Consider the following 21,970-nt stretch of genomic DNA (forward strand, 5'->3'; position numbering starts at 1 on the left):
CTCAACTAAAAACTGGGTTGCTGTGAAAAGCCGCGCCTAGTCAGGGATGCAAGTTTATCATCCCATAACCAAATATTGTCAGGGGTTAAATGAACCCCACCAACCCAATAATCCAGCTCGATGATATCTAATAAGTGGCGACGACCCGTTAACACCTGCTCACCTAACTCAGTGATACTAACCGGACATTCCCAACTTGGTTTAGGCCAATGAATGACTCTGGCCGCATTTAAAGACAATAAACGTTGAAAGAATACTGTATCAGCCATAAATCGCCTTGCTTCTTCAACTTGATAAAGTCTAAACAGCTCTTTTGGATCCGAACAACCTTGCTGAATATTTTTTAAGGCTATTTGTTGCGCCAAGCCCAAGCCATTAAAGGTAGAAGGGTATTCTTGTAGCAAGCGCCTTACTGCACCACTAAGGTAAGGCAGTACACTGGTGTCTAAATTTAACAAAGAAGATAACAATTTAGGGTTTTCTTGGGTAAACACCTGCCAACCATAACTGGCAACATCTAACATTTGATAACATAAGGGCTGCTCTTCATTGAGCAAACAAACCAGCTCGGTCGCGGAGCATTCTGATAAATACTTATCAACACAGATAACGCTGATCTCAACGGTTAGCTGTGGCTGCTTGTTAAACCAATCTAAAATCTGCAACATTTGCAGTTGATCGTATAGATCAAACTCAAACCAAAGAATGATTTTTTTGTAATAGTTAAGGCGCTGTAATTGTTGATCACGGGTCCGGAAACTACTGAGCACCTGGTCATAATCTCCCCACCCCATTTGCGCTATATACTCGGCTCGTACGCCTGATAAGGCTTCAAGAGAAAGACCATGAGGAACCGGCCCCTCATGTAATAAATCACGCCAAGGCAGATAATCACCGATAATGCCAGCTTGTCGCATTGCATCAACTGCGCAATCACCATTAGTAATGTTTAAAGTCCTAGACATAAATTCCTCTTACCGTTATCTCGCATATCAAAGATAGCAGCTAAATCTGCTTTTCTACCTTTAATTGAGAATCATTTTTTGCAAAAAAATTGATTATGGTCTGTTTATTATCAGTACGTAAGCTCGGCTGATGATAAAAGCACTTTATTCATACTAGCCCCCTCATATACCCAATCAACTTGAAGATGCATGTTTCAGAGCGCCACCGTGTTTTCAATACTAGGCACGCTAATGCAAGAATGTAGGCACCTTTTAAATTAGCATAACAAGGTAGTGGAAACATAGTGGCGTTCCCAAAGTGCCTTAATAAACATCCTATTTTTTAGAACCTTTCACTCCAAATATTCTGCTTTTGTTCTAAAACAATTTCAGCCATGATATAAATTAGAATCGTTATTATTTGATAAATGGAACAAGCCGTTGTTAAAGAACTCAACTCAAGGTTATGGATGGGTGACGATCATCATTCACTGGCTAGTTGCGTTAGCTGTGTTCAGCTTATTCGCATTGGGCTACTGGATGGTTGATCTAAGTTACTACTCTGACTGGTATCAAACCGCACCTATGTTGCACAAAAGTTTTGGTATCTGCTTATTCGCGTTAATGGTATTTCGTATTATTTGGCGTCTAACTAACCCCAAACCAAAAGGCTTATCCAATCATCAAGCTTGGGAAAAAACCGTCGCTAAACTAGGCCACTTTGCTTTATACGCCATATTGTTTGTGCTGATGATTTCTGGTTATCTTATCTCCACCGCAGACGGGCGCGCTATTTCTGTGTTTGGTTGGTTCGATGTACCCGCACTACTATCGGGTTTACCCCAGCAGGAAGAAATAGCTGGTGATATACATGAAATTTTAGCTTGGAGCCTACTCGTACTCAGCGCAGGTCACGCACTGGCGGCTTTAAAGCACCACTTTATTGATAAAGACTCTACCCTCAGCCGGATGTTAAAGCCGGTGAACTCTACAGAAACAAGGAAACAATAATGAAAAAACATCTTACTGCTGCCATCTTATCGGCTGGTTTATTTGCTGCTGCAACGCCGGCATTAGCCGCAGACTATGCGATCGACACCCGTGGTGCCCATGCTTCGGTCAACTTTAAAGTAAATCACTTAGGCTACAGTTGGGTAGTGGGTCGTTTTGACACTTTCTCGGGTGACTTTAGCTATGACCAAGAAAACCCAAGCGCGGCTAAGATTGCAGTAACAATCGACACGAAGAGCGTAAACTCTAACCACGCTGAGCGTGACAAGCATATCCGCGGTAAAGATTTCTTAGAAGTGGACAAATTCCCAGAAGCTAAGTTTGTCAGCACCAAGTTTGACTCAACAGATGGTCAAACCGGTAAACTACATGGCCAATTTACACTGCGCGGTGTAACCAAAGACATAGTAATTGACGTAACTAAAGTTGGCGAAGGTAAAGACCCATGGGGCGGTTACCGCGCTGGCTTTGAAGGGGCCACCACTATCACGATGAAAGACTACGGCATCCCAATGGACTTAGGGCCACAATCAGCAACGGTTGAGCTTGAGTTTCATATCGAAGGTATTAAAAAATAATTCAGTGATTACCTGAATTTACCTAGCATTAAATGATATGAGGTGCCCTTTGTCGGCACCTTTTTTGTATTGCAAAACACATTAAATCGTTCATATTTTCAGCAAACACTGCTATCTTCAGAGCATGGAACAGTTAGAATTTTTTCAAATACAAAGCCCTTGTCGCGGGATCTGCCAAACAGATAACCGCGGCTATTGCATGGGCTGCATGCGCAGTCGTGAAGAAAGATTTGGTTGGCTACAATTAAGCCCAACTGAGCAGCGAAATATAATTCGGTTATGCCGTCAAAGAATGATAAGAAAAATCAGAGCTGAGCGAGCATTAGCCGCTGAGAATAAAAGTGGTGAACAAATGCCACCACAGGGAGAGCTGTTTTAAAAAACCGTTATGGTCTGATTTCAATTTCGGTACCATCAGGCACTAATTGCCAAATTTCTGCCATGTGATCATTCAGTACCGCAATACAGCCATCGGTCCAATCCCGACCTTTATATTCATCCTCAAGGTGTCCCTTACCATTGGGTAAGCCATGAATAAAAATGGCGCCACCAGGTTCATAACCCTTCTGGTTGGCATAAGCCAAATCTTTTTCGTTCGGGTAGTTGATATGGATTGAGCGAAAGAAGTTACTTTCCGGATTGCGGTAATCTAACGTATAGCGCCCCTCTGGAGTACGTTTATCCCCTTCCCATTTTTTATGGCCTTCGGGACGTTTCCCAAGAGATATATCGTATTTTTGTAAAATCCGACCATTATCCAATAAATATAAAGTGCGCGCGCTTTTTATCACCAGCACCTTATCAACCTTGCTGGCCAGTGACAAAGGCGAAAATAGGCTTAACGCGATTGCAACAACGATAAATTTAATGATGGTGGTGTTCATGGTGATGGGCATGCTCATGTTGGTGTTTTTTTAATAAACTAGCAGGTATTAACTCAGCTAGAAAAGCTCTTGCGCCGCGCTTAAATAAAGACACAGCAAACAACACGCATATTACCGCCAAACTAATATATTCCAACCAATCCTGCGCCCAACTGTGATCATGCTCTAACCAAGGCAACACGGTTACTTCTGCATATTGATTCAACACCCAGCCGGCCATAAAAGCAAAAGCCGCAATGGACCCAAACAAGGTAATCGCCACACGCTTGCCTTGTAGTTTTTCAATGAAGCTAAACAGCGACAAATTAATCGTCGGGCCTACTAATAACAACGCAAGCACCGCTCCCGGTGACACGCCCATCAACAATAAAACGGCGGCAACAGGTGTTAGCCCAGTGGCACATAAATGCATCGGTAAGGCCAAAACAATAACCAGCAAAATTTGCAACCATAAGTGCTCAGCGAACATCTGCCATCCCGGCGTTGGCGCCAATGTTGCTGCTACAATCCAACCCACAATAATCCAAGGAGCCGTGTGATCAATTAAGTGTTCATAACTGTGTTTTATCGCCCCTAACAAGCGAGAGCCTTGGGCTTGATTCACTTCCATAACAGCTTGAGAATGAGACATGTCTTCCTGCTTTTGCAGCCAACGTCCCACCAACACGCCAATAATCAGGATCAACAACAGTGCCAACACCAACCGGAGCATTACCCATTGCGAGCCCAACAATGGCCAAGAAAGTAATAACGCATCAAAACTCAGAATGGGCGCGGCGATTAAAAAAGACAAAGCAAAAATTTGACTAGAGCCTTGCGCCTGTAAATTCTGATACATCCGCGCTGCATCCGGTACACAAATAGGCACAGACAAACCTAAAAAAGCCCCTTTTATGCTGTCAGTCGAGCCCGGATGACGATTAAGCTGGGTTAACCATCGGGCTGGCATGCGCAAATAGTTGAGTAAATAAGTAATGGCATAAGCCAGTAATAAGGCGGGTGAGCTATGTAATGCCAAACTGATAAACCGCTGTAACGCCAGCGCTGTCTCATGACCATGGCCACTCAGGCTTTCACCTTGCCACATTTGGGCACGATCCCAAATAGAGTCCATATGCACATGATTGTGTGCCACATAACCGAGCCAATGAGGAAGTAGCACCGCCGCTAAACACAACAAACCAAATAAGGTTCCTAAGCCAGCCATACGCTTTTCCAGCACTTCGTCCATCGCTTTGTTTTTGTCTTGATAGGGGCGATGAAATACCACATGTAAAATCGACCCTGTGACCAACGCTTGGAACCATGCCAGCCATTCATTACTCATATGCGGAATAACCTGACTGCCAAAATAGCTTCCCGCTAACGTAGCCAAAGACATTGCTGTTAACACCGCAATCGGCAACATACGACCATACTGTGGCCGTAATAACCACCACACCGTCAACCCAACAGGCAAACGGTGCAAAATAACCCCTAGCGCCAATAACCAAGCGGTATGAGACTCATCAACCACCAACGCTCCGCCATCGGTCACCGCATGTAGCACTAATCCGCCTACACCAAAAAGTAAGGTGTAGTTATGGGCTTGATTAGCAATACCATGGAAATATTTTTCGACCAAGCCTGGGCCAAATAGACCCAAGGCAACAAAAACAAATGAAACCAAACCACCGTGATATAAGGCTTCTGGTAAGATATGAAACAGCACTAAGCCACTAATAGTGACAAAAATAAACGCATCTAATAGCGAAAACCAACCCTTACGTTGCTGTATAGATTGACAAATAAATGGCCCCATAAATAAGGCAATAATACTTAAGATCACTAACATGGATGCATAGCTCTAAAAATTGGAACGTAATAATATAACAAATAGCGCTAGGATGACTGCTTTTTCTATCAAATTAAACTGGTTTTTTTGTATAACTCAACCAGTTTTAAAGGCTTGTTTGGACAAGGCAGACCTCTAATAGTTTTTCCGCGACAGTGACGCTTTCTTGTACGAATATCTGCCTCATTGAAGCAGCAGTTATTAAACACTCATATACTCGTCCAGCTGGTTTGAATATATGCCCAAGCAACTTCAAGATGCTTGTTCAGCGAGAGTTTATTTGGGTATATACCTAATCAATCTGGAGATGCATGAAACATGCACCTTCAAGTTGATTGGGTATATTGAACTCTGTGAAAAAGCCCCCATATCTTTAGATGAAATATGATTAATATAACGCATAGCCAAGCTTTATTCATTTTTAGCTACAATGACAGATAGTTAGCCATTACCAAGAGAGCAAGACAATGAAACACAATCTTCTTGCAGCATGTTTACTCGGCCCAGCATTATTGCTTAGCGCTGGAGCCCTTGCTGAATCTCACGAAAGCGAAGCGGTCGCACAATTGATAGAACAACGTCATCAACAAGGCCCTAAGCAAATTCTAGAAAAAGTGACCGAGCAATACAGCGGCGTCATCACCAATTTTGAACTTGACGATCAACAAGGTGTTTTAGTTTATCAAGTAGAAGTGATCGATCTCGCCAATAACGTGAAGCGCCACTTGGTATATGATGCTCAAACCACTTTATTCATCAGTGGTAAAGAAACGGCTATGACAGGTTGGTTTAATGACAACAAAAACATTACTGCCATTGAAGAAATTCAAGAAACAGGCTTTTCTATGATAAAAGCACTGGAAATAGTGCAATCGCAGCATCCAGGCTTTCTTGTTGATGCCGAGCTAGAGAACAAAAAGGGCATCAATTTATTTGAAATTGAGTTAGCCACGCCAGAAGGCAAACAAAACTGGTTAGTTGATATTTCAACCCAAGATCTCATCCCAGTTTACCGTAAATAAGCGATCTGCACTCCAAGGACCTAAATGAAAATCCTCACCGTAGAAGACGACATAACTACCTTAGAATACATCCAAAAAGGCTTCCAAGAACAAGGTCATACAGTTGATACCGCCATTGAAGGTCCCGATGGCTTATTTTTAGCAACAACACAAGAGTATGATTTAATTGTACTTGATCGCATGCTGCCAAAAATGGATGGACTTAAGCTTCTGTCAGCCTTACGTGCCACAGGCAATCAAACCCCGGTTATATTTTTAAGTGCCTTAAGCCATGTTGATGAGCGCATAAAAGGGTTAAAAGCCGGCAGTGATGATTACCTAACTAAACCTTTTTCTTTTCAAGAGCTATTAGTTCGCGCTGAAATCTTGATGCAACGCAAGCAACATCAGCCACAACAAATTACTGAGTTAAGTATTGAAGACCTAGTGATGGATTTAGTGGGTCACAAGGTCATGCGTGGTCAGCGTGAAGTAAAGCTGCAGCCGAAAGAGTTTCAGCTACTGCGTTATTTACTCGAGCATCAAGATCAGGTGGTTTCACGCACCTTATTATTTGAATCGGTGTGGGATTACCACTTTGATCCAAAAACCAATGTGATCGACGTACATGTCGCCAAATTGCGTAAAAAGCTAGAAGAAGAAGGTGAAAGCCAACTGATCCATACGGTTCGCGGTGCTGGCTATGTTGTCCGAGCACCTTAGTATTTTTACTCGCACCTCTATTTGGCGCTTTACCTTAGCCTTTACCCTACTGGTGCTTTTTATCAGTGGCGGTATCTTGGCGATGGTTTACCACTTTTCCATTGCTGGACAGCAAAGAGAGCAAAATCAAAGGTTAACATTAGCTGCAGAGGGTTTTATTTCCCTCGCAAATGCTAACAGCATGACCACACAAAGCTTTATTCAATCGGTAGTGGAGCGTGCTTCACAAACCAATAATATGGTACTCGCCTTAAGGCGCAACAACCAAGTATTTGGCAACCTTAACCACTTGCCGCAAAATATTCCCCACTACCCTGCGGTTTTACACTTTCCCATTCTTGCCACCAATTACTTAGGTGAAATGGAATTAAAGAAAGTAATGGCCACGCGATTAAAAACCCCCTTTGGCACCTTACTGGTTGGCCTGATAGATGATAGCCAAGATGCGCTAGATCAAAGCTTTAGCACCGCTAGTTTAAGTGCCCTTGGCGCGGGGATGATCTTTACCTTAGTGGTTGGTTTTATCTTTAACTCACGCGTGTTACACCGCGTAAGGCAAATCAACCGCTTAACCGCAGAGGTAAAAGCAGGCCGCTTACAAGCACGCTTGCCTATCAGCGATGAGTCCGATGAATTTGATCATATCGCCATGCAAATCAACCAAATGCTTGATGAAATAGACGAACTTATTGGTTCGGTATCGAGTGTGACCGATAACATTGCCCATGATTTGCGCACCCCACTGTCGCGCCTTCGGATCCGTGTCGAAGATAGCCTTAGCCAGCAATCGTTAACGGACGAAGACTTAGAGTGGCGCAATTTATTATTGCAAGAGCTTGATCACATTATGGATACCTTTAATGCCATGTTAGAGCTGTCGCGATTAGAGAAAGGTGTCTCAGGCACCGAACATAAAACCTGTGATTTAGCCTCGATATGCCAAGATGTACAAGATTTGATCCAACCTATTGCTGAAGATAAAGAGCAAAAAATCACCCTGACAGTCCACGACACTTGCCAGCTCACTGGTGATCCTAATTTATTGTTTAGGGCGATTTATAACCTCGTCGACAACGCCGTTAAGTATGGTCCCGACGGAACCCAAGTCGACGTAACGATTGCGAGTAACGGCATTACCATAGCGGATAATGGCAACGGCATCCCTGAAGAAGAATTTGATCGGGTATTTAGACGCTTATACCGCTTAGACAAGAGCCGTAACAGTAGCGGTTTTGGCATGGGGTTATCAATTGTAAAAGCCATTGTTAGCTTGCACCAAGGCCAAATCCATTTAAGTGACAATCAGCCGGGCCTAAAAATTGATATCATCTTCCCCCCTGAAGTACTGCTTTCGCAAACAAGCTAAGCGGCCCCTGCCATCGCAGTTAATCAAAATGTAAACTGCAAAGCCTTATTGAAAAAAGCGCACGAACGCACTATTACTTAACAATCATTGCTTAACAAGCATTACGTAATTTTAGCCACCAAAAAAATACGCGCTCAACTAAGTCAACTGAGGGGCATAGATGAAAAAAGGCACGGTCACTCGAATGGCCATTTTGCGCACCGCGCTGGATCTCGCGAGTCAACAGGGGCTTAATTGCTTAACTATAGGCAATCTAGCCAAAGCCCGCGGAATGTCAAAAAGCGGGGTTTATGCCCACTTTCAATCAAAACAAAAACTGCAACTCGATCTGCTGCAATATGCACAACTGGTGTTTAATGAACGGGTGATAAAACCGACAAGACACTTAGAGCACCCTATCGAGCGCTTAATCAGTATTTGTGAGCACTGGTACCAATGGAACCATAGATTCAGTGGTGGCTGTTTCTTTATTGGTGCTGTGGTTGGGTTTGATGATATCGGCGGGGCAATAGAAAACGAGCTAAAAATACAACAGCAAACTTGGGGCGATCACCTTAAGCAATGCGCCCAGCAGGCAATTAACCTCGGCTTATTTAAACCAGACCTTGATTTAGATTACTTTGTTTATCAAATAAATAGCCTGTATCTTGGTGTTTGCTGGTTTGATTGGCTGGCGCCAGAGACGGCAAAAGCCCATTACCAGCGCGCACTCGCAGAGCTGCTCCAAAGCTATAAACAATAATGCCCTAAGAGCCTACTTCTTACCGTAGCCAGATTGCTTTAATGTTTTGCCCTGGCTATTAACCCAAGCATCTAACCCACTGCGCGCGTTACCGGCAATAAAGCAAGCCGCCATACTGGGGCTAGTAAACTCTACTTCCTTATCAAACAATAACAACTCACCTTGTTGCACCACCGTGCCCTGAGCGAGCAGCTCATCACGTAATTTTTTAATAGCGGGTCGTAACGAGCCAACATTTGAAAAGTTAGCGGTAGAGCCACGTAACACGACAAAACTCGGCTTAGTCACAGGGCCTTTCGGGTAGCCATTGGCGAGGGCATCTTTACTTTGGAAGTGATAACTTTCTTGCTGTGCGGGTTTGAGGGTTTTTATTTCTTGCTTTAAGGTAATCAGCTCATTGTACAAATCAATCGGAATAACAACAGCTTGACGCACGCCATTGGCATCAACCAAAAACTGAACTGAATTACTCACAGCAACCTTCCTTGCAGTCTAAAACAATAACCGTTGTGACACGGCAAAATATCGCCATTAAACGCGCAGTATATCTTGCTTACGTTTACTTTTTAATGACAATTGAGTCCAATATTACAGCAAGAAAGGCTGCAAGCAGCAAGATAGCGAAAGAGGATAAAAGTCAAAACTGTGCGGTGATAAAAGCACTTTTTACAAGAATGGCGTCTAGCTCACGTTCAGCTTAGGCTATTTACGCAGCCAAATTTTCTCAACTTGATGCCCCTCACCTTTGGTCAAAATCAAGTTGGCGCGTTCACGGGTTGGACTAATATTTTCAACTAAGTTAACGCCATTGATCTCATCCCAAATCCGGCTCGCCGTTTTGCTGGCTTCCGACTCAGAAAGGTTAGAATAATGATGGAAGTATGCATTGGGGTCGGTAAAAGCACCGCTTCTAAATTTCAGAAAACGCTGTATATACCAATCTTTCAACTGCTTTTGTTCAGCATGTACAAACAGTGAAAAGTCAACAAAATCAGATACAAATACGCGGTGTAGCTGGTCAGGATAATCCATGCCACTTTGCAACACGTTAAGTCCTTCTAAAATCAAAATATCGGGTTGTTCAACTACTTGATATTCACCCGGAACAATGTCGTATTGTAAATGGGAATAAACCGGCGCTGTCACCTTCGGCTGACCAGATTTAATGTCAGATACAAACTTAACTAAACTGCGAATATCATAACTGGCAGGAAAGCCTTTTTTCGCCATCAAGCCACGCTGCTCTAACTCTTGGTTTGAGTGCAAGAAACCATCAGTGGTGACCAACGCAACTTTAGGATGATCACTCCAACACGATAACAAAGCCTGCAAAATACGTGCAGTGGTACTTTTCCCAACGGCCACGCTACCGGCAATACCAATAATATAGGGCACGTGGAAATCGGTTACGCCAAGAAATTGCCCCTGTACCGTGCTGCGCTTTTGTCTCGCTTCAACATACAAGTTGAGTAATCGCGATAAAGGTAAATAAATATCCACTACTTCTTGCAGTGAAATATCTTCATTTATCCCTTTCAGCTTAGCCAAGTCTTGCTCAGACAAAGTCAGTGGAACGTTATCTCGCAACTCAGCCCAGCTTTGGCGGGTAAACTCTAAATAAGCAGAGTGAACGAGATCCTTGTTGTCTAGAATTGGCATGGCATATTTCCTGTCAGGCGAGGGCGCAACATACAATAGACTGTATATCGATCACAAGGTGTTTAAACATGCCTAACCCTTAATACAGTGAAAAACGCCAGCAAGGTTAACAAGGTACAAGCTATAAAAACAGAGTAGAACCCAAAACTATCAGCAATAAAACCCGCCATCACACCACTTAAAACACCACCTGTTTTAATGGAATTAGCATAAAGTGTGGTTACTTGGCCGATTTTATCTGGCTTTAGATCTTGAAAATAAGAAATTCCAAGCGCGGAAGTAACGCCGACAAAAATGCCGTTAAAACACTGTAAGGCGATAAATCCCCATAAGCTTTCATTTAGCAAAATGCCAATATAAAAAGCCGTGCCCGCCAACACCGAGCAACAAATTAGCTTATGCTTGCCAAAACGTAATGCATAGGTTCCCGCCATCAACATAACTGGAATTTCAAGTAGCGCCGCACCACCCATCATCATGCCTGCTAACTCAGGCGCCAACTGTAACTCTTTAGCGATATAAAGCGGCATACTAATTAAGTACATGTTGTTTGCGGCATACATGAATACAAAAGAAGCCGATAACAACAGCAAGTCTTTATCACGCCATAAACTTATTTTTTTATCGCTTGCATGGCTACTAGGGGGCACAGGCTCAAGGCTAGGTAAACGAGCTAACACCACCAATGTCAACAAGACATACATCAAGGCGGCGAGTAAGAATAGGAAACGAAAACCAAAACCATCGGCAATAAAAAAAGCTAAAGGCGGACCCGCTACCCAAGCTAGGGCTATTTGCGCTCTTAATACTGAGCTAAATTTTTCGGCATTTTGTTTGCGGCGATCGAGAATTTCTCGCGCTAAAGCAAACATTTGTGGCAGTGCGGCCGAAGAGGTGCTCATAAATAACATCGCACTGGCAAGCAACACATAATAGTCACGACTAAAAGCAAAAATGGAAAAGCCGATCACCCCCATTAAGTTACATATGAGGATCAGCTTTTTCCGGTCTATACCACTATCAGACCAGTATGCAATACCTTGGCTTACTAACACACCAGAAATAGCCAGCGCTGCAAAAAAGCCACCGAGCAACGCCGGACGCACGCCAACTTCATCGTTCATAAACAGACTCATGGTCGGAATAGTGAATGAGCCAGCCACCCCGACGACAAAGCAACTAAACAATAAAGCCAATGAAACAGAATCAATTTGGTTATTAGGAAAAAGCGACCGGCAGTATTTTTTAATCACAATTGCGCTCAATGAGAGAATGATAGCGAGGGAACAATTTTACGGCTTTGCCTATAAAAGTGCACGAAAGCATTGCTTTGTTTGATAAAAATAAGAGCCAGAAAACTGGCTCTGAAACATGCATCTTCAAGTTGATTGGGTATAGTCTACAGATTAGATAACACGAGAAAATTGTTGCTGACGAGCACGCTGACGTAAATAAAGGTCAAAACACATGCAAATATTGCGAATAAGTAACATGCCCCTCGGTTCAACTTTAATGGAATCTCGACTCAGCGACACTAACTGGTCGGCAATAAACGGCGCTAGCAACGCGATATCGTTAGCAAAATAGGTATTAAAATCAATAGCAAACTCTTGTTCAATACTGGCAAACGACAAACTAAAATTACATATCAATTGTTTGATCACCGCGCGACGAATTAAATCATCTTGGCTCAGGGCAACCCCTTTCCATTGTGCCTGCTGCTGTTCATCAAGTTGCTGATAATAAGCCTTTAAGTCTTTTTGATTTTGTGAGTAACAGTCGCCCACTTGGCTGATTGATGAAACGCCTAATCCCAATAAATCAGCATCGCCTTGGGTGGTATAACCTTGAAAGTTACGATGCAAAACACCCGACTTTTGTGCTTGAGCAAGCTCATCATCAGGCTTGGCAAAGTGGTCCATGCCAATAAAAACATAACCTTGCCCTGTTAGGTATTCGATGGTGTATTGCAAAATATCCAGCTTTTCTTGCGCGCTAGGCATGTCAGCTTCTTTTAACTTACGCTGCGCCGCAAAACGACTCGGCAAGTGAGCATAATTAAAGGTGGTCAGGCGCGCAGGCTCAATTTCCATCACTTTAGTTAATGTGCGCGCAAAGCTCTCTTTGGTTTGATGAGGCAAACCATAAATCAAATCTAAATTGGTTGAGCGAAAGCCATTCGCTTTGGCACGTTCGAGCAACTGAAAAATAAAGCCTTCGTCTTGCTCACGGTTTACGGCTTGCTGTACTTTTTTATCAAAGTCTTGAATACCTAAACTCAGGCGATTAAAGCCTTGTTGCGCTAACAGATCAATGGTGGTCAACTCAATTTCGCGAGGATCAACTTCAATACTCATTTCGGCGTCAGGCAAAAAGGTAAATTCACTACGCAATATTGCCATCAATCGTTTAATTTGTGCTGGGTTTAAAAACGTTGGCGTACCGCCCCCCCAGTGTAGCTGACTGATCTTTCTATCTTTAAAGTACTGAGCTTGAAAACGAATTTCTTTTTCAAGATAGTCTAAGTATTGATCGGCCTTATGTTGGTGACGTGTAATGACCTTGTTGCAACCACAGTAGTAGCAAAGCTTATGGCAAAACGGGATATGCACATACAAGGATAAGTGGCGTGTAGGATAGCGCTGCGCCGCGAGTAATAAATCATCATGGCTAAATGCTTCATCAAACTCGAGCGCTGTTGGGTATGAGGTGTACCTCGGACCGCTATAGTTATATTTCTCGATGATCCCTTGATCCCAAACCAATTTTTCCACTTGTTACATCCTATTAGCAAAACTGTGACAAAGTATGGCATAGCCACTTAAACGCAAAGCTGAGCAAGAACAAAAAAGTGTAGATAAGGCCTATCTCTTTAGAGATAAATTACTGAAGCTCGATCCTGTCAGCCTTTATGTGATGGCGAATACAGATACAAAAACGGCAGTGAGAGCCCCACTGCCGTTTTTATCTTTTTGAAAACCACGATAGCTTACTAGGATAGCTGCCACTCTTGCAGCTGCTGCATCTCAGCCATAATCTCTTGCTCTAAGCGCTGCTCAGCTTTTTCGCGCTTTTCATCAAGTTGGCGAATTTCTTTTTTACTGCGCTCTTTACGTACTTCATGGGTTGGCATGTCTTTAACCACTTGGTACAACTTATTTAACGCTGGATACTGCTGATCAAAATCGATCGGCTTGGCTAACTTCAACTCGCCAAGTAATACGGTCAATCTAATAGCGCCTTCTGACAAATTACACTGTCCTTGCACCATGGCCTTAGCGATTAAGGTAATACTGTCCATTAACGTGTTATTTCGTTTTTCAACAGCCTTAGCTAAGGCTAACTGCTGATCTTTTACTTTGCGTAATAAAATACCGGCATAAGCTGATAAACCAATGATGACGATTAAGCCAATACCAGCAAGGATCCACCACAACATTATTTAGTCCTTTTCTCTTTCATTTTTAACATCTTGCAGCCAGCTATCATCTAAATTGCTGAACGCATCTAACATTTCATCTTCATCCCGCGAAGAGTCATCTTCGTCTAGCAAGCCAAGTTGCTTTAGTAGCACTTGGTGACGCTCCATTTGCTGGTTTACCCAAGCCAGATCTTTGCTACTGACTTTTTCACCTTCGTCTATTTTATCAAGCAAGCTACCTAAGCGTTCGTCAGCTTCAAGTCTAGCCAGCTCTTTCTCAGGAGAAAGGGTTGTTTTAGGCTTAGCTTTGACCAATTTTGCTTTTGGTTGATGCTGAGCTAGTTTTACTGGCGCTAACTCAACGGCTTGCTCAGGCGTTAAAGCAATTGGCTTTTTACTGCCGGCACGAGGGTCGATTGGCTCTTTTGTTTGAGCGGATGTGACCGCTTTCTTCTCTTCTGCGTTACGGTTACCAGCTTTTAATCCTTTACGCTTTTGCAGCTTCTTTTGTAACCTTGCTTCTTCTTGATTGACTTTAATTCGCTCACCCATTTTTGGGCCATTAGCGTTTACTTTACGGGTCTTCTTCTGACGTGACATATTTTATTCTCTACTTTGAAGCAGCATCACGGCTGCATCATAAAATTCTAGCTGGTTAGTTGCATTGCTTGGCAATCCAACACATGGTTTTATTGGCTATAAAAGCTAATATGGCAGTCGTAAGCTACCTTCTCGTTTTGCTGAAACAAAATAACACCGACTTTAAACAGGTTTTGCATCTACTAAAAAGTAACAAATAGAAAGCCTTAAGCAACGCAAACTCAATTCAAAAATATTAAACCCCAGAAACACAAAAAACTGTACAAGCAACAAGGCTGGTACAGTTAATAGTGCGGCTAATTGCATTCACTAACGGCCAATCACTTGGCCCGTGACAATTGCCTAGTGCAGACCTGCGATATATTTAGACAAGATAGCAATATCTTCGTCTGTTAACTTTTTCGCGATGTCGCCCATCATACCATTCATATCGTTATTACGCTCACCACTGCGAAATAGCTCAAGCTGTGATTTGATATAAGCAGGATGCTGGCTTGAAATTTTCGGGAAACCAGACAATTCAGTACCTTCACCACGAGGGCCATGACAAGCAGTACAAGCAGGAATACCACGAGCAGCATCACCGCCCATGTATAATTTTTGTCCTGCTTCAACTACCTCTTCAGGCGTGGTCGCTGGAGACATACTTTTACCGCCATAATAAGCAGCTAAGTCAGCCATATCTTGCTCGGTTAAGCCAGCAACCATACCACCCATAATGGCGTTATTACGGCCTTTTTCACCGCCCGTTTCCATTGCCAGCTTAAATTCTTTAAGCTGCTTTTCAAGGTACTTGGGATGCTGGCCTGCCAATTTAGGGTACATATCTGTTGGTGAGTTACCATCAGCCCCGTGACAAGCAACACATGTTGCTGATTTAGTTTCTCCTGCAGCAGCATCACCTTGTGCTAAAGCGGCACCGCTGAACCCGATCATTGCTACTAGAGCTAGCGCTATGTTTTTCATGGCAATCCAATTTTATTATTAAGCTTCCAGATCACATGCTTATCCGTGCATGCTACAATCATTATTTTTATGAACACGCATATTTTACACAATTTTAAAAAAAAGTAATCAATACGTAAAACTTTCCCGCTGGAGTAAGCATTTTGACCAAGCAAACCATGAACTACAACCTTGCCCACTTTATTACAAGTGCGCCTGATATTCGCCAAATGCCCGACGATATTGGTATCGAGGTCGCCTTTGCTGGTCGCTCTAACGCAGGTAAATCCAGCGCGCTGAACACCCTAACCAGACAGAAAACCTTAGCGCGCACCAGTAAAACTCCGGGCCGTACTCAGTTAATTAACGTCTTCGAACTAGCTGAAAACAAACGTATTATCGACTTACCCGGCTACGGTTACGCGAAAGTACCAGAAGATATGAAAAAAAACTGGCAAAAAGCACTGGGGGAGTACTTACAAAAACGCGAGTCACTTAAAGGTTTAGTGGTGTTAATGGATATTCGCCACCCTTTTAAAGATTCTGACCAAGATTTAATTTACTGGGCTGTTGATAGTAACTTACCAGTACTTTGTTTGTTGACCAAAGCCGATAAGCTCAAACAAGGCCTAAGAAAAACCACGTTAAAACGGATGCGTGAAGAAGCAAAAACATTTGAAGGTGATGTAGAAGTTGAAGCATTTTCTTCAACCAAAGGTATCGGCTTAGAAAAATTAATGATTAAGCTCAATCAATGGTACTGCCCGGCCATTGAAGATGCAGAGCCAGAGCTCAAAGACGCAGAATAAATCCGCTAATACTTAGGCCGGACACATGAATGTACAATATTTGAGCACATCCTTAAACAAGTCACATTTTATTATACGAAACGCCGTGAAATCATCCTTCAAAAGCTGTTGATGGCTTAACTGCCGCTTCCCTGCGGCAGATATTCGTCTAAAAACGTCACTTATCGTTGCAAAATCATTCATGCGTTTGCCCTGCGCGAATACTGGTTTTTGATCATCAGAATAACGACAGTATTATTTCGATAAGACTGTAATTATTTAACAATACCGTATCTTTAACACCGTTTTGAGTGAACAAATGATCTGCCTGAATGCAGATAAAGCTAATTTCTAGGCAAAAAAAAGCCTTGGTAAATTACCAAGGCGCTTAATATAGCTTTATTCAATAAGTGAAATAAAAGGTCTGAAAGATAAAATCTTAGATAAGCATCTTAGATAAGCATCTTAGATTGACTACCTTTCCCTCTGTACCCTACAGCTAAAACTATAGTTAAAGGGGTTGAACATTTAAAGTGCTAATTTGTAATTTATTTACATCACTTGATCTAAAACATTAAATTTCACCCGCACCCAATCACAACTTCAAGTTCGCCAACCAGCGTTAGCGAACTGAGCGTTTATTAGTGTGCCTGATTCCAGTTATCACCTATGCCAGCTTCCGCCACTAAAGGCACATCGAGGGTCATCGCTTGCTCCATTAGCTGTTGTAATGTTGGAACATATTGCTCCAATTTATCTTCTGCAATTTCAAACACCAATTCATCGTGTACTTGCATGATCATTTGAATGGAGTTGTCAGACTGCTGCTCAATCCAATCAGCGACGTGGATCATGGCTAACTTGATAATATCAGCCGCAGTCCCTTGCATCGGCGCATTGATTGCTGCACGTTCAGCGGCTTTTTTACGCATCGCATTGCGTGCTTTAATATCAGGCAAATGCAAGCGTCGACCTAATAAGGTTTCCACAAAACCATCTTCCATCGCATTAGCGCGCGTGGTTTCCATATAACGTAAGACACCAGGGTAGCGTTCAAAATAGAGATCCATGTACGTTTGCGCTTCGGCGCGACCGATATTTAGCTGCTTAGCTAAACCAAACGCACTCATGCCATAGATTAAGCCAAAGTTTATCGCTTTAGCACTGCGACGCTGTTCAGTGGTTACATCATCCAACGACACCGAAAACACCTCGGCAGCGGTTGCTTTATGAATATCTTTACCATCGGCAAAAGCACTCAGCAGGCCAGCATCTTGCGATAAGTGCGCCATGATCCGCAGTTCAATTTGACTGTAATCGATTGCCACCACCTTAAAGCCAGGCTTAGCAATAAAGGCTTCACGGATGCGGCGACCTTCTTCATTACGAATCGGGATATTTTGTAAGTTAGGATCGCTCGACGATAAACGGCCAGTCGCGGTGATTGCTTGATGGTAAGACGTATGTACTCGCCCCGTTGCAGAATTGACCATTTTAGGTAACTTGTCAGCATAAGTAGATTTCAGTTTACTTAAGCTACGATACTCTAAAATAACCGCTGGCAGTGGGTAATCGTATGCGAGCTCTTGCAATACTTCTTCCGCCGTAGAAGGCGCCCCTTTTGGGGTTTTTTTCACCACCGGTAATTTCATTTTCTCAAATAAAATTTCTTGTAGCTGTTTCGGCGAGCCTAAGTTAAACGGTTGCTCGGCAATAGCATGAGCCTTGGCTTCAAGGGCGATAATTTTTTCACCTAATTCATGGCTTTGCTTATTTAATAAATCAGAATCAATCAGCACCCCCGTGCGCTCAATGGTCGATAGCACATTGGCCAGTGGTAATTCCACCTCATGAAATAGTTTGGCCAGTGATGGCTGCTGCTCTAACTTAGGCCATAAGGTTTGGTGTAACTGTAAAGTAACATCAGCATCCTCTGCAGCATACACCGCAGCGGTTTCCAATGGCACTTGATTAAAAGTGAGCTGTTTCGCGCCCTTGCCCGCTACATCTTCAAAGCTAATGGCTTTATGGCCTAAATATTTCAGTGCAAGGCTATCCATGTCATGGCGATTAGACACACTGTTAAATACATAAGATTCCAACATAGTGTCAAAATCAGCACCGCGTAAAGTCACATCATATCGCGCCAACACACTGGCATCGTACTTTAAGTTTTGCAGCACTTTTGCTTTACTTGCATCTTCCAAGATGGGCTTAAGTTGCGACAACACCTGATCCAGTGTTAACTGCTCTGGCGCATCGGGATAATCATGTGCCACCGGAAGATAAGCGGCGTCACCGGGGGCGACAGCAAATGAAAACCCAACTAGCTCAGCGAGCATGTAGTTAACACTGGTGGTTTCTGTATCAAAGGCAAATAGGGGGGCTTGCTGTAATTTAGCTAGCCATGTATCAAGCTGAGTTTGAGTTAAAATTGTTTCATATTTTGAGCTATCTAAAGTAGCCGCAGAAACCAGCTCCTCAACTTCTGCTGGCGTTGCCGAATTTGATACCACAGGCCCATCAAGCACTTCCGCTAACCAGCGCTTAAATTCCATTTTTCCGTAAAGCTCAATCAATTTATCTTTATCGGCAGGCTTGGCACTGAGATCTTCATAACGCTCAGCCAGTTCAACATCCGTTTTAATGGTTGCTAAGGTATAAGACATACGTGCTTCTGCTTCATTTGCACGCATTTTCTCTGGCATCGATTTTGAGCCGCGAAAGCCCAGAGCGGGCAACTCATCTAAGCGTTCATAAATTTCATCCATGCTACCTATACCTTGCAGCATAGCGATGGCCGTCTTCTCACCCACCCCCGGCACTCCGGGTATGTTATCTACCTTATCGCCCATTAACGCGAGATAGTCGATGATCAAATCTGGGCCGACACCAAACTTTTCCACCACACCGTCACGATCAAGCACGGTATTGGTCATGGTATTAATCAATAGCACATGATCATCCACCAATTGCGCCATGTCTTTATCGCCGGTACTGATCAAGGTATTGATACCTTTTGCACTGGCTTGGCGCGCCAATGTGCCAATCACATCGTCCGCTTCAACCCCTTCATGGATGATTATAGGTAGGCCTAAAGCGCGAATAATGTCATGCAAAGGCTCAACTTGAGAGCGCAGATCATCTGGCATCGATGGCCGCTGCGCCTTATATTCGGCAAACATTTCATCGCGAAATGTTTTACCTTTCGCATCAAACACAACCGCAATATGACTGGGTGAAAATTGGTTCAATAAACTGCGCAGCATATTCACCACACCATATACCGCCCCGGTTGGTTCACCGGCTGAATTTGTTAAATGAGGCGGCGCATAAAAAGCGCGATAAAGGTAAGAAGAACCATCAACAAGGATGAAAGGATTTTCAGGTATCTGCGGCATAAAAAGCGTCTATTGAAAAATGATGTTGCTAGGATGCCACAAGCCCCGCCTAGGCTCTATGTTTGAACCTGTTTTTTTTATTTTCAATAGCGATAGCCTGTGGATATCTCTGTTCACAAAAACGTCTCATCTGTAACATTTACATAATAAAGTACTAGTGAAAAAATATAAGTGGCTGAAAAATAAAAACAATAACCTTTAAAGTTACTTCCTAAAATAAAGCATAAAAATATAATAATTGTGGAAAAGATTTCTTGAATTTTTTCAAACTCTGTAAAACTCATTAAAATTCAGCTGAAAAATCTAAAGTGAAGGCGGTTTTAAAGTGAGATATATCGTGGAATAAATGACAGAAAGAAAAGAGGTGGGCACTACTTACACTCTGGCTGGATAGTGAATGACAGAAGCCATCATGCAAGTAGCCCCCAAACTCAACGAAACGCTGAGAAAAAGCAATGTGAGCAATGTCGTGCTTGCACTAAAACAGAAAGCGATACAAAAACCTGTAAAAGATATTTGTTAAAAAATCTGCCGTGCCAACAAATCAAATGATAATAAATATCATTTACAAAGTAAATAACTTTAGATACTTTCTTTGTATTTGAAATTTAAGTAAAAAAAAGCCGACTATAAGAATAGTCGGCAAACTGGAAGCAATGTGAGCAATGTCGTGCCATTTGCCTAGAACATTAAGCCATGATTAGCTTGTCGCTTTAGGAGTGCTTGGACAACGAGATAGATAGTAATGATATTAATTATCATTTGCAACTGTTATTTTTATCTTTTCCGCCGAGCTCTTAGGTTTACTCGCTAAGACCCCTATCGCTACCGACCTTTAAGACATAAACAGCCAAGCTGAAATCGCGCATTTGCATGATATTTGAGTATAATGAAGACGAAAATTATTAAGGGGTATCCAAATGAGAGTTTGTGGCGTTGAAATTCAGGGCAGCGAAGCTGTTATTTCACTATTGGCACTCGATAAGGGGCTATTTGAGCTACCGGAATGTCGCACACGTAAATTTTTACTAAAAGACGATGCAGATCAGGCACTATTTAAAAAGTTTCAGTTTGATTTTGCAAAACTAGTCGAAGACTACAAGATTGAGAAAGTGGTAATTAAATCTCGCCCACAAAAAGGCAAGTTTGCTGGCGGCGCTGTCGGTTTTAAAATTGAAGCAGCGATCCAACTTATTGATGGCTTAACCGTTGAGTTTATTAACGGTAACACTATCAAAGAACAAATAAAGCGTAACCCAATTGCTATCGACTTTGCCGTAACGGGCCTGAAAAAATTTCAGGAAGCTGCATTCACAGCCGCTTACGCTAACATGACCGAAAGTATGTATAACAAAGATTAACTTGTGGCGACAAGGCAGCTTTAGTATCAAAGCTGCCTATTTCAGGCAAAGAAAAGGGGCGATGTTTTTCAACATCGCCCCTGATAGTCATAACATCTACTCCGTGATGTATGGTGCTCCCTGCACTTTGACTATGTTAGCAGCCTATCCTTTGGTTGCATTTCTCGGTTATCCATAACCTAACAAATCATCCTGATTTGCTTTCTCTCTCCATCCTGGAGGTGTCCCTTACTGCATCCTGCAGTTGTCCTTACTTCTTCCTTGATTGTCAAACATCCTGTCCGACATCGACGTTCAACATCCTGTTAAACATCTTTTTGCTTCCTGCGAGGCTAAATATAAGGGAAAACCCCAGTTAAAATACCTATAAATACCAAACAAAAATTACAATGTAATAACGCTGCACCCAAAATAAAAAAGAATATAATTAAAAAACAATAGCTTACAAAAAAAACACCAGTTATCACCATCTACACAAAACGAAATAACCCTAGCTATAAAAGGTAAAAAATCACAATTGTAATAGCCGATCTCTCACAGCCATAAATAGACCCATTTTGACACAGCTGAGTCGAACCAATAAAACCGATACATAAACAACTTTTGGAAGCGACTCAGCCAATTCAAATGAGGCTCAATTCCCCCTGTTCGATACTCACACCGAAAAAATAAATTAAGCCTAACCTATTATTGTTAAAACACTTTATTTCTA

At 42.6% G+C, this 21,970-nt stretch carries 21 protein-coding genes; 10 read left to right on the forward strand and 11 right to left on the reverse strand.

What is annotated here, in order from left to right:
* Positions 1–5: 5 nt before the first annotated feature.
* Entirely contained in the window at positions 6–965 is a 960-nt protein-coding gene (locus Q4519_RS10635) for a hypothetical protein (RefSeq protein WP_303512075.1), read from the reverse strand.
* 420 nt (positions 966–1,385) lie between these two features.
* Between Q4519_RS10635 and Q4519_RS10640 the strand changes: the two genes are divergently transcribed.
* The 3 genes from Q4519_RS10640 to Q4519_RS10650 all read left to right on the forward strand — a co-directional run bounded on the left by Q4519_RS10640 (position 1,386) and on the right by Q4519_RS10650 (position 2,912).
* Positions 1,386–1,955, forward strand: coding sequence for a cytochrome b (locus Q4519_RS10640; protein ID WP_303512077.1), 570 nt, complete (start codon positions 1,386–1,388; stop codon positions 1,953–1,955).
* A complete protein-coding gene (locus Q4519_RS10645; RefSeq protein WP_232801598.1) occupies positions 1,955–2,533 on the forward strand; it encodes a YceI family protein in 579 nt (192 codons plus the stop codon). The genes Q4519_RS10640 and Q4519_RS10645 overlap by 1 nt, the downstream gene beginning before the upstream one ends.
* A 124-nt stretch (positions 2,534–2,657) precedes the next feature.
* Positions 2,658–2,912, forward strand: a complete 255-nt coding sequence (locus tag Q4519_RS10650; protein WP_232801597.1) for a DUF1289 domain-containing protein — start codon at positions 2,658–2,660, stop codon at positions 2,910–2,912.
* Positions 2,913–2,919: 7 nt separating this feature from the next.
* Here Q4519_RS10650 and Q4519_RS10655 read toward each other — a convergent pair whose 3' ends face one another.
* Positions 2,920–3,417 carry a murein L,D-transpeptidase family protein gene (locus Q4519_RS10655; protein ID WP_303512078.1) on the reverse strand — a complete coding sequence of 166 codons (498 nt, stop codon included), beginning with the start codon at positions 3,415–3,417 and terminating at the stop codon, positions 2,920–2,922.
* A complete protein-coding gene (locus Q4519_RS10660; RefSeq protein ID WP_232801595.1) occupies positions 3,398–5,251 on the reverse strand; it encodes a permease in 1,854 nt (617 codons plus the stop codon). Before Q4519_RS10660 ends, Q4519_RS10655 begins: the two co-directional genes overlap by 20 nt.
* 467 nt (positions 5,252–5,718) lie before the next feature.
* Between Q4519_RS10660 and Q4519_RS10665 the strand changes: the two genes are divergently transcribed.
* The 4 genes from Q4519_RS10665 to Q4519_RS10680 all read left to right on the forward strand — a co-directional run bounded on the left by Q4519_RS10665 (position 5,719) and on the right by Q4519_RS10680 (position 9,083).
* A complete protein-coding gene (locus tag Q4519_RS10665) occupies positions 5,719–6,273 on the forward strand; it encodes a PepSY domain-containing protein (protein ID WP_232801594.1) in 555 nt (184 codons plus the stop codon).
* Between the two features lie 24 nt (positions 6,274–6,297).
* Positions 6,298–6,975 (forward strand): response regulator transcription factor, encoded by a 678-nt coding sequence (locus Q4519_RS10670; protein ID WP_303512081.1) that lies wholly within the window; start codon positions 6,298–6,300, stop codon positions 6,973–6,975.
* A complete protein-coding gene (locus tag Q4519_RS10675; RefSeq protein WP_303512083.1) occupies positions 6,956–8,341 on the forward strand; it encodes a HAMP domain-containing sensor histidine kinase in 1,386 nt (461 codons plus the stop codon). Before Q4519_RS10670 ends, Q4519_RS10675 begins: the two co-directional genes overlap by 20 nt.
* A 160-nt stretch (positions 8,342–8,501) precedes the next feature.
* On the forward strand, positions 8,502–9,083 hold the full coding sequence (locus Q4519_RS10680) for a TetR/AcrR family transcriptional regulator (RefSeq protein WP_303512085.1): 582 nt from the start codon (positions 8,502–8,504) through the stop codon (positions 9,081–9,083).
* Positions 9,084–9,095: 12 nt separating this feature from the next.
* Here the strand turns inward: Q4519_RS10680 and Q4519_RS10685 are convergent, their stop codons facing one another.
* The 7 genes from Q4519_RS10685 to Q4519_RS10715 all read right to left on the reverse strand — a co-directional run bounded on the left by Q4519_RS10685 (position 9,096) and on the right by Q4519_RS10715 (position 15,729).
* Positions 9,096–9,557 carry a DUF4357 domain-containing protein gene (locus tag Q4519_RS10685; RefSeq protein WP_232801590.1) on the reverse strand — a complete coding sequence of 154 codons (462 nt, stop codon included), beginning with the start codon at positions 9,555–9,557 and terminating at the stop codon, positions 9,096–9,098.
* A 228-nt stretch (positions 9,558–9,785) separates the two neighbouring features.
* Complete coding sequence (coaA, locus tag Q4519_RS10690; protein WP_232801589.1) at positions 9,786–10,742, reverse strand: type I pantothenate kinase; 957 nt, start codon at positions 10,740–10,742, stop codon at positions 9,786–9,788.
* A gap of 62 nt (positions 10,743–10,804) precedes the next feature.
* Complete coding sequence (locus Q4519_RS10695; RefSeq protein ID WP_232801588.1) at positions 10,805–11,995, reverse strand: sugar efflux transporter; 1,191 nt, start codon at positions 11,993–11,995, stop codon at positions 10,805–10,807.
* Between the two features lie 153 nt (positions 11,996–12,148).
* Positions 12,149–13,489: an oxygen-independent coproporphyrinogen III oxidase gene (gene hemN / locus Q4519_RS10700; RefSeq protein WP_303512136.1), complete on the reverse strand. Its 1,341-nt coding sequence runs from the start codon at positions 13,487–13,489 to the stop codon at positions 12,149–12,151.
* A gap of 245 nt (positions 13,490–13,734) precedes the next feature.
* On the reverse strand, positions 13,735–14,181 hold the full coding sequence (locus tag Q4519_RS10705; RefSeq protein WP_303512091.1) for a DUF2489 domain-containing protein: 447 nt from the start codon (positions 14,179–14,181) through the stop codon (positions 13,735–13,737).
* Between the two features lie 3 nt (positions 14,182–14,184).
* The gene (gene yihI, locus Q4519_RS10710; protein ID WP_232801586.1) at positions 14,185–14,763 is read right to left on the reverse strand and encodes a Der GTPase-activating protein YihI; all 579 of its coding nucleotides are present in this window, start codon (positions 14,761–14,763) and stop codon (positions 14,185–14,187) included.
* Positions 14,764–15,105: 342 nt separating this feature from the next.
* The gene (locus Q4519_RS10715; RefSeq protein ID WP_232801585.1) at positions 15,106–15,729 is read right to left on the reverse strand and encodes a cytochrome c; all 624 of its coding nucleotides are present in this window, start codon (positions 15,727–15,729) and stop codon (positions 15,106–15,108) included.
* A 143-nt stretch (positions 15,730–15,872) separates the two neighbouring features.
* On the opposite strand from Q4519_RS10715, the gene yihA reads away from it, so the two are divergent.
* Positions 15,873–16,517 carry a ribosome biogenesis GTP-binding protein YihA/YsxC gene (yihA, locus tag Q4519_RS10720; RefSeq protein WP_348983265.1) on the forward strand — a complete coding sequence of 215 codons (645 nt, stop codon included), beginning with the start codon at positions 15,873–15,875 and terminating at the stop codon, positions 16,515–16,517.
* Positions 16,518–17,137: 620 nt separating this feature from the next.
* On the opposite strand, the gene polA is transcribed toward yihA, so the two are convergent.
* The gene (polA, locus tag Q4519_RS10725; protein ID WP_303512095.1) at positions 17,138–19,897 is read right to left on the reverse strand and encodes a DNA polymerase I; all 2,760 of its coding nucleotides are present in this window, start codon (positions 19,895–19,897) and stop codon (positions 17,138–17,140) included.
* Positions 19,898–20,294: 397 nt separating this feature from the next.
* On the opposite strand from polA, the gene Q4519_RS10730 reads away from it, so the two are divergent.
* The gene (locus Q4519_RS10730; protein ID WP_282561121.1) at positions 20,295–20,420 is read left to right on the forward strand and encodes a hypothetical protein; all 126 of its coding nucleotides are present in this window, start codon (positions 20,295–20,297) and stop codon (positions 20,418–20,420) included.
* A gap of 397 nt (positions 20,421–20,817) precedes the next feature.
* Positions 20,818–21,258, forward strand: a complete 441-nt coding sequence (locus tag Q4519_RS10735; RefSeq protein WP_303512098.1) for a DUF3010 family protein — start codon at positions 20,818–20,820, stop codon at positions 21,256–21,258.
* The last annotated feature ends 712 nt before the right edge of the window (positions 21,259–21,970 follow it).

Source organism: Motilimonas sp. 1_MG-2023 (genome assembly GCF_030547455.1).
Taxonomy (GTDB): domain Bacteria; phylum Pseudomonadota; class Gammaproteobacteria; order Enterobacterales; family CBDFNC01; genus Motilimonas.

Excerpts from the sequence above, each read along its gene's own strand:
- Q4519_RS10635 (WP_303512075.1), bottom strand. The coding sequence starts at position 965 with ATGTCTAGGACTTTAAACATTACTAATGGTGATTGCGCAGTTGATGCA.
- Q4519_RS10645 (WP_232801598.1), top strand. The coding sequence starts at position 1,955 with ATGAAAAAACATCTTACTGCTGCCATCTTATCGGCTGGTTTATTTGCT.
- Q4519_RS10650 (WP_232801597.1), top strand. The coding sequence starts at position 2,658 with ATGGAACAGTTAGAATTTTTTCAAATACAAAGCCCTTGTCGCGGGATC.
- Q4519_RS10655 (WP_303512078.1), bottom strand. The coding sequence starts at position 3,417 with ATGAACACCACCATCATTAAATTTATCGTTGTTGCAATCGCGTTAAGC.
- Q4519_RS10660 (WP_232801595.1), bottom strand. The coding sequence starts at position 5,251 with ATGTTAGTGATCTTAAGTATTATTGCCTTATTTATGGGGCCATTTATT.
- Q4519_RS10665 (WP_232801594.1), top strand. The coding sequence starts at position 5,719 with ATGAAACACAATCTTCTTGCAGCATGTTTACTCGGCCCAGCATTATTG.
- Q4519_RS10670 (WP_303512081.1), top strand. The coding sequence starts at position 6,298 with ATGAAAATCCTCACCGTAGAAGACGACATAACTACCTTAGAATACATC.
- Q4519_RS10675 (WP_303512083.1), top strand. The coding sequence starts at position 6,956 with ATGTTGTCCGAGCACCTTAGTATTTTTACTCGCACCTCTATTTGGCGC.
- Q4519_RS10680 (WP_303512085.1), top strand. The coding sequence starts at position 8,502 with ATGAAAAAAGGCACGGTCACTCGAATGGCCATTTTGCGCACCGCGCTG.
- coaA (WP_232801589.1), bottom strand. The coding sequence starts at position 10,742 with ATGCCAATTCTAGACAACAAGGATCTCGTTCACTCTGCTTATTTAGAG.
- Q4519_RS10705 (WP_303512091.1), bottom strand. The coding sequence starts at position 14,181 with ATGTTGTGGTGGATCCTTGCTGGTATTGGCTTAATCGTCATCATTGGT.
- yihI (WP_232801586.1), bottom strand. The coding sequence starts at position 14,763 with ATGTCACGTCAGAAGAAGACCCGTAAAGTAAACGCTAATGGCCCAAAA.
- Q4519_RS10715 (WP_232801585.1), bottom strand. The coding sequence starts at position 15,729 with ATGAAAAACATAGCGCTAGCTCTAGTAGCAATGATCGGGTTCAGCGGT.
- polA (WP_303512095.1), bottom strand. The coding sequence starts at position 19,897 with ATGCCGCAGATACCTGAAAATCCTTTCATCCTTGTTGATGGTTCTTCT.
- Q4519_RS10730 (WP_282561121.1), top strand. The coding sequence starts at position 20,295 with ATGACAGAAGCCATCATGCAAGTAGCCCCCAAACTCAACGAAACGCTG.
- Q4519_RS10735 (WP_303512098.1), top strand. The coding sequence starts at position 20,818 with ATGAGAGTTTGTGGCGTTGAAATTCAGGGCAGCGAAGCTGTTATTTCA.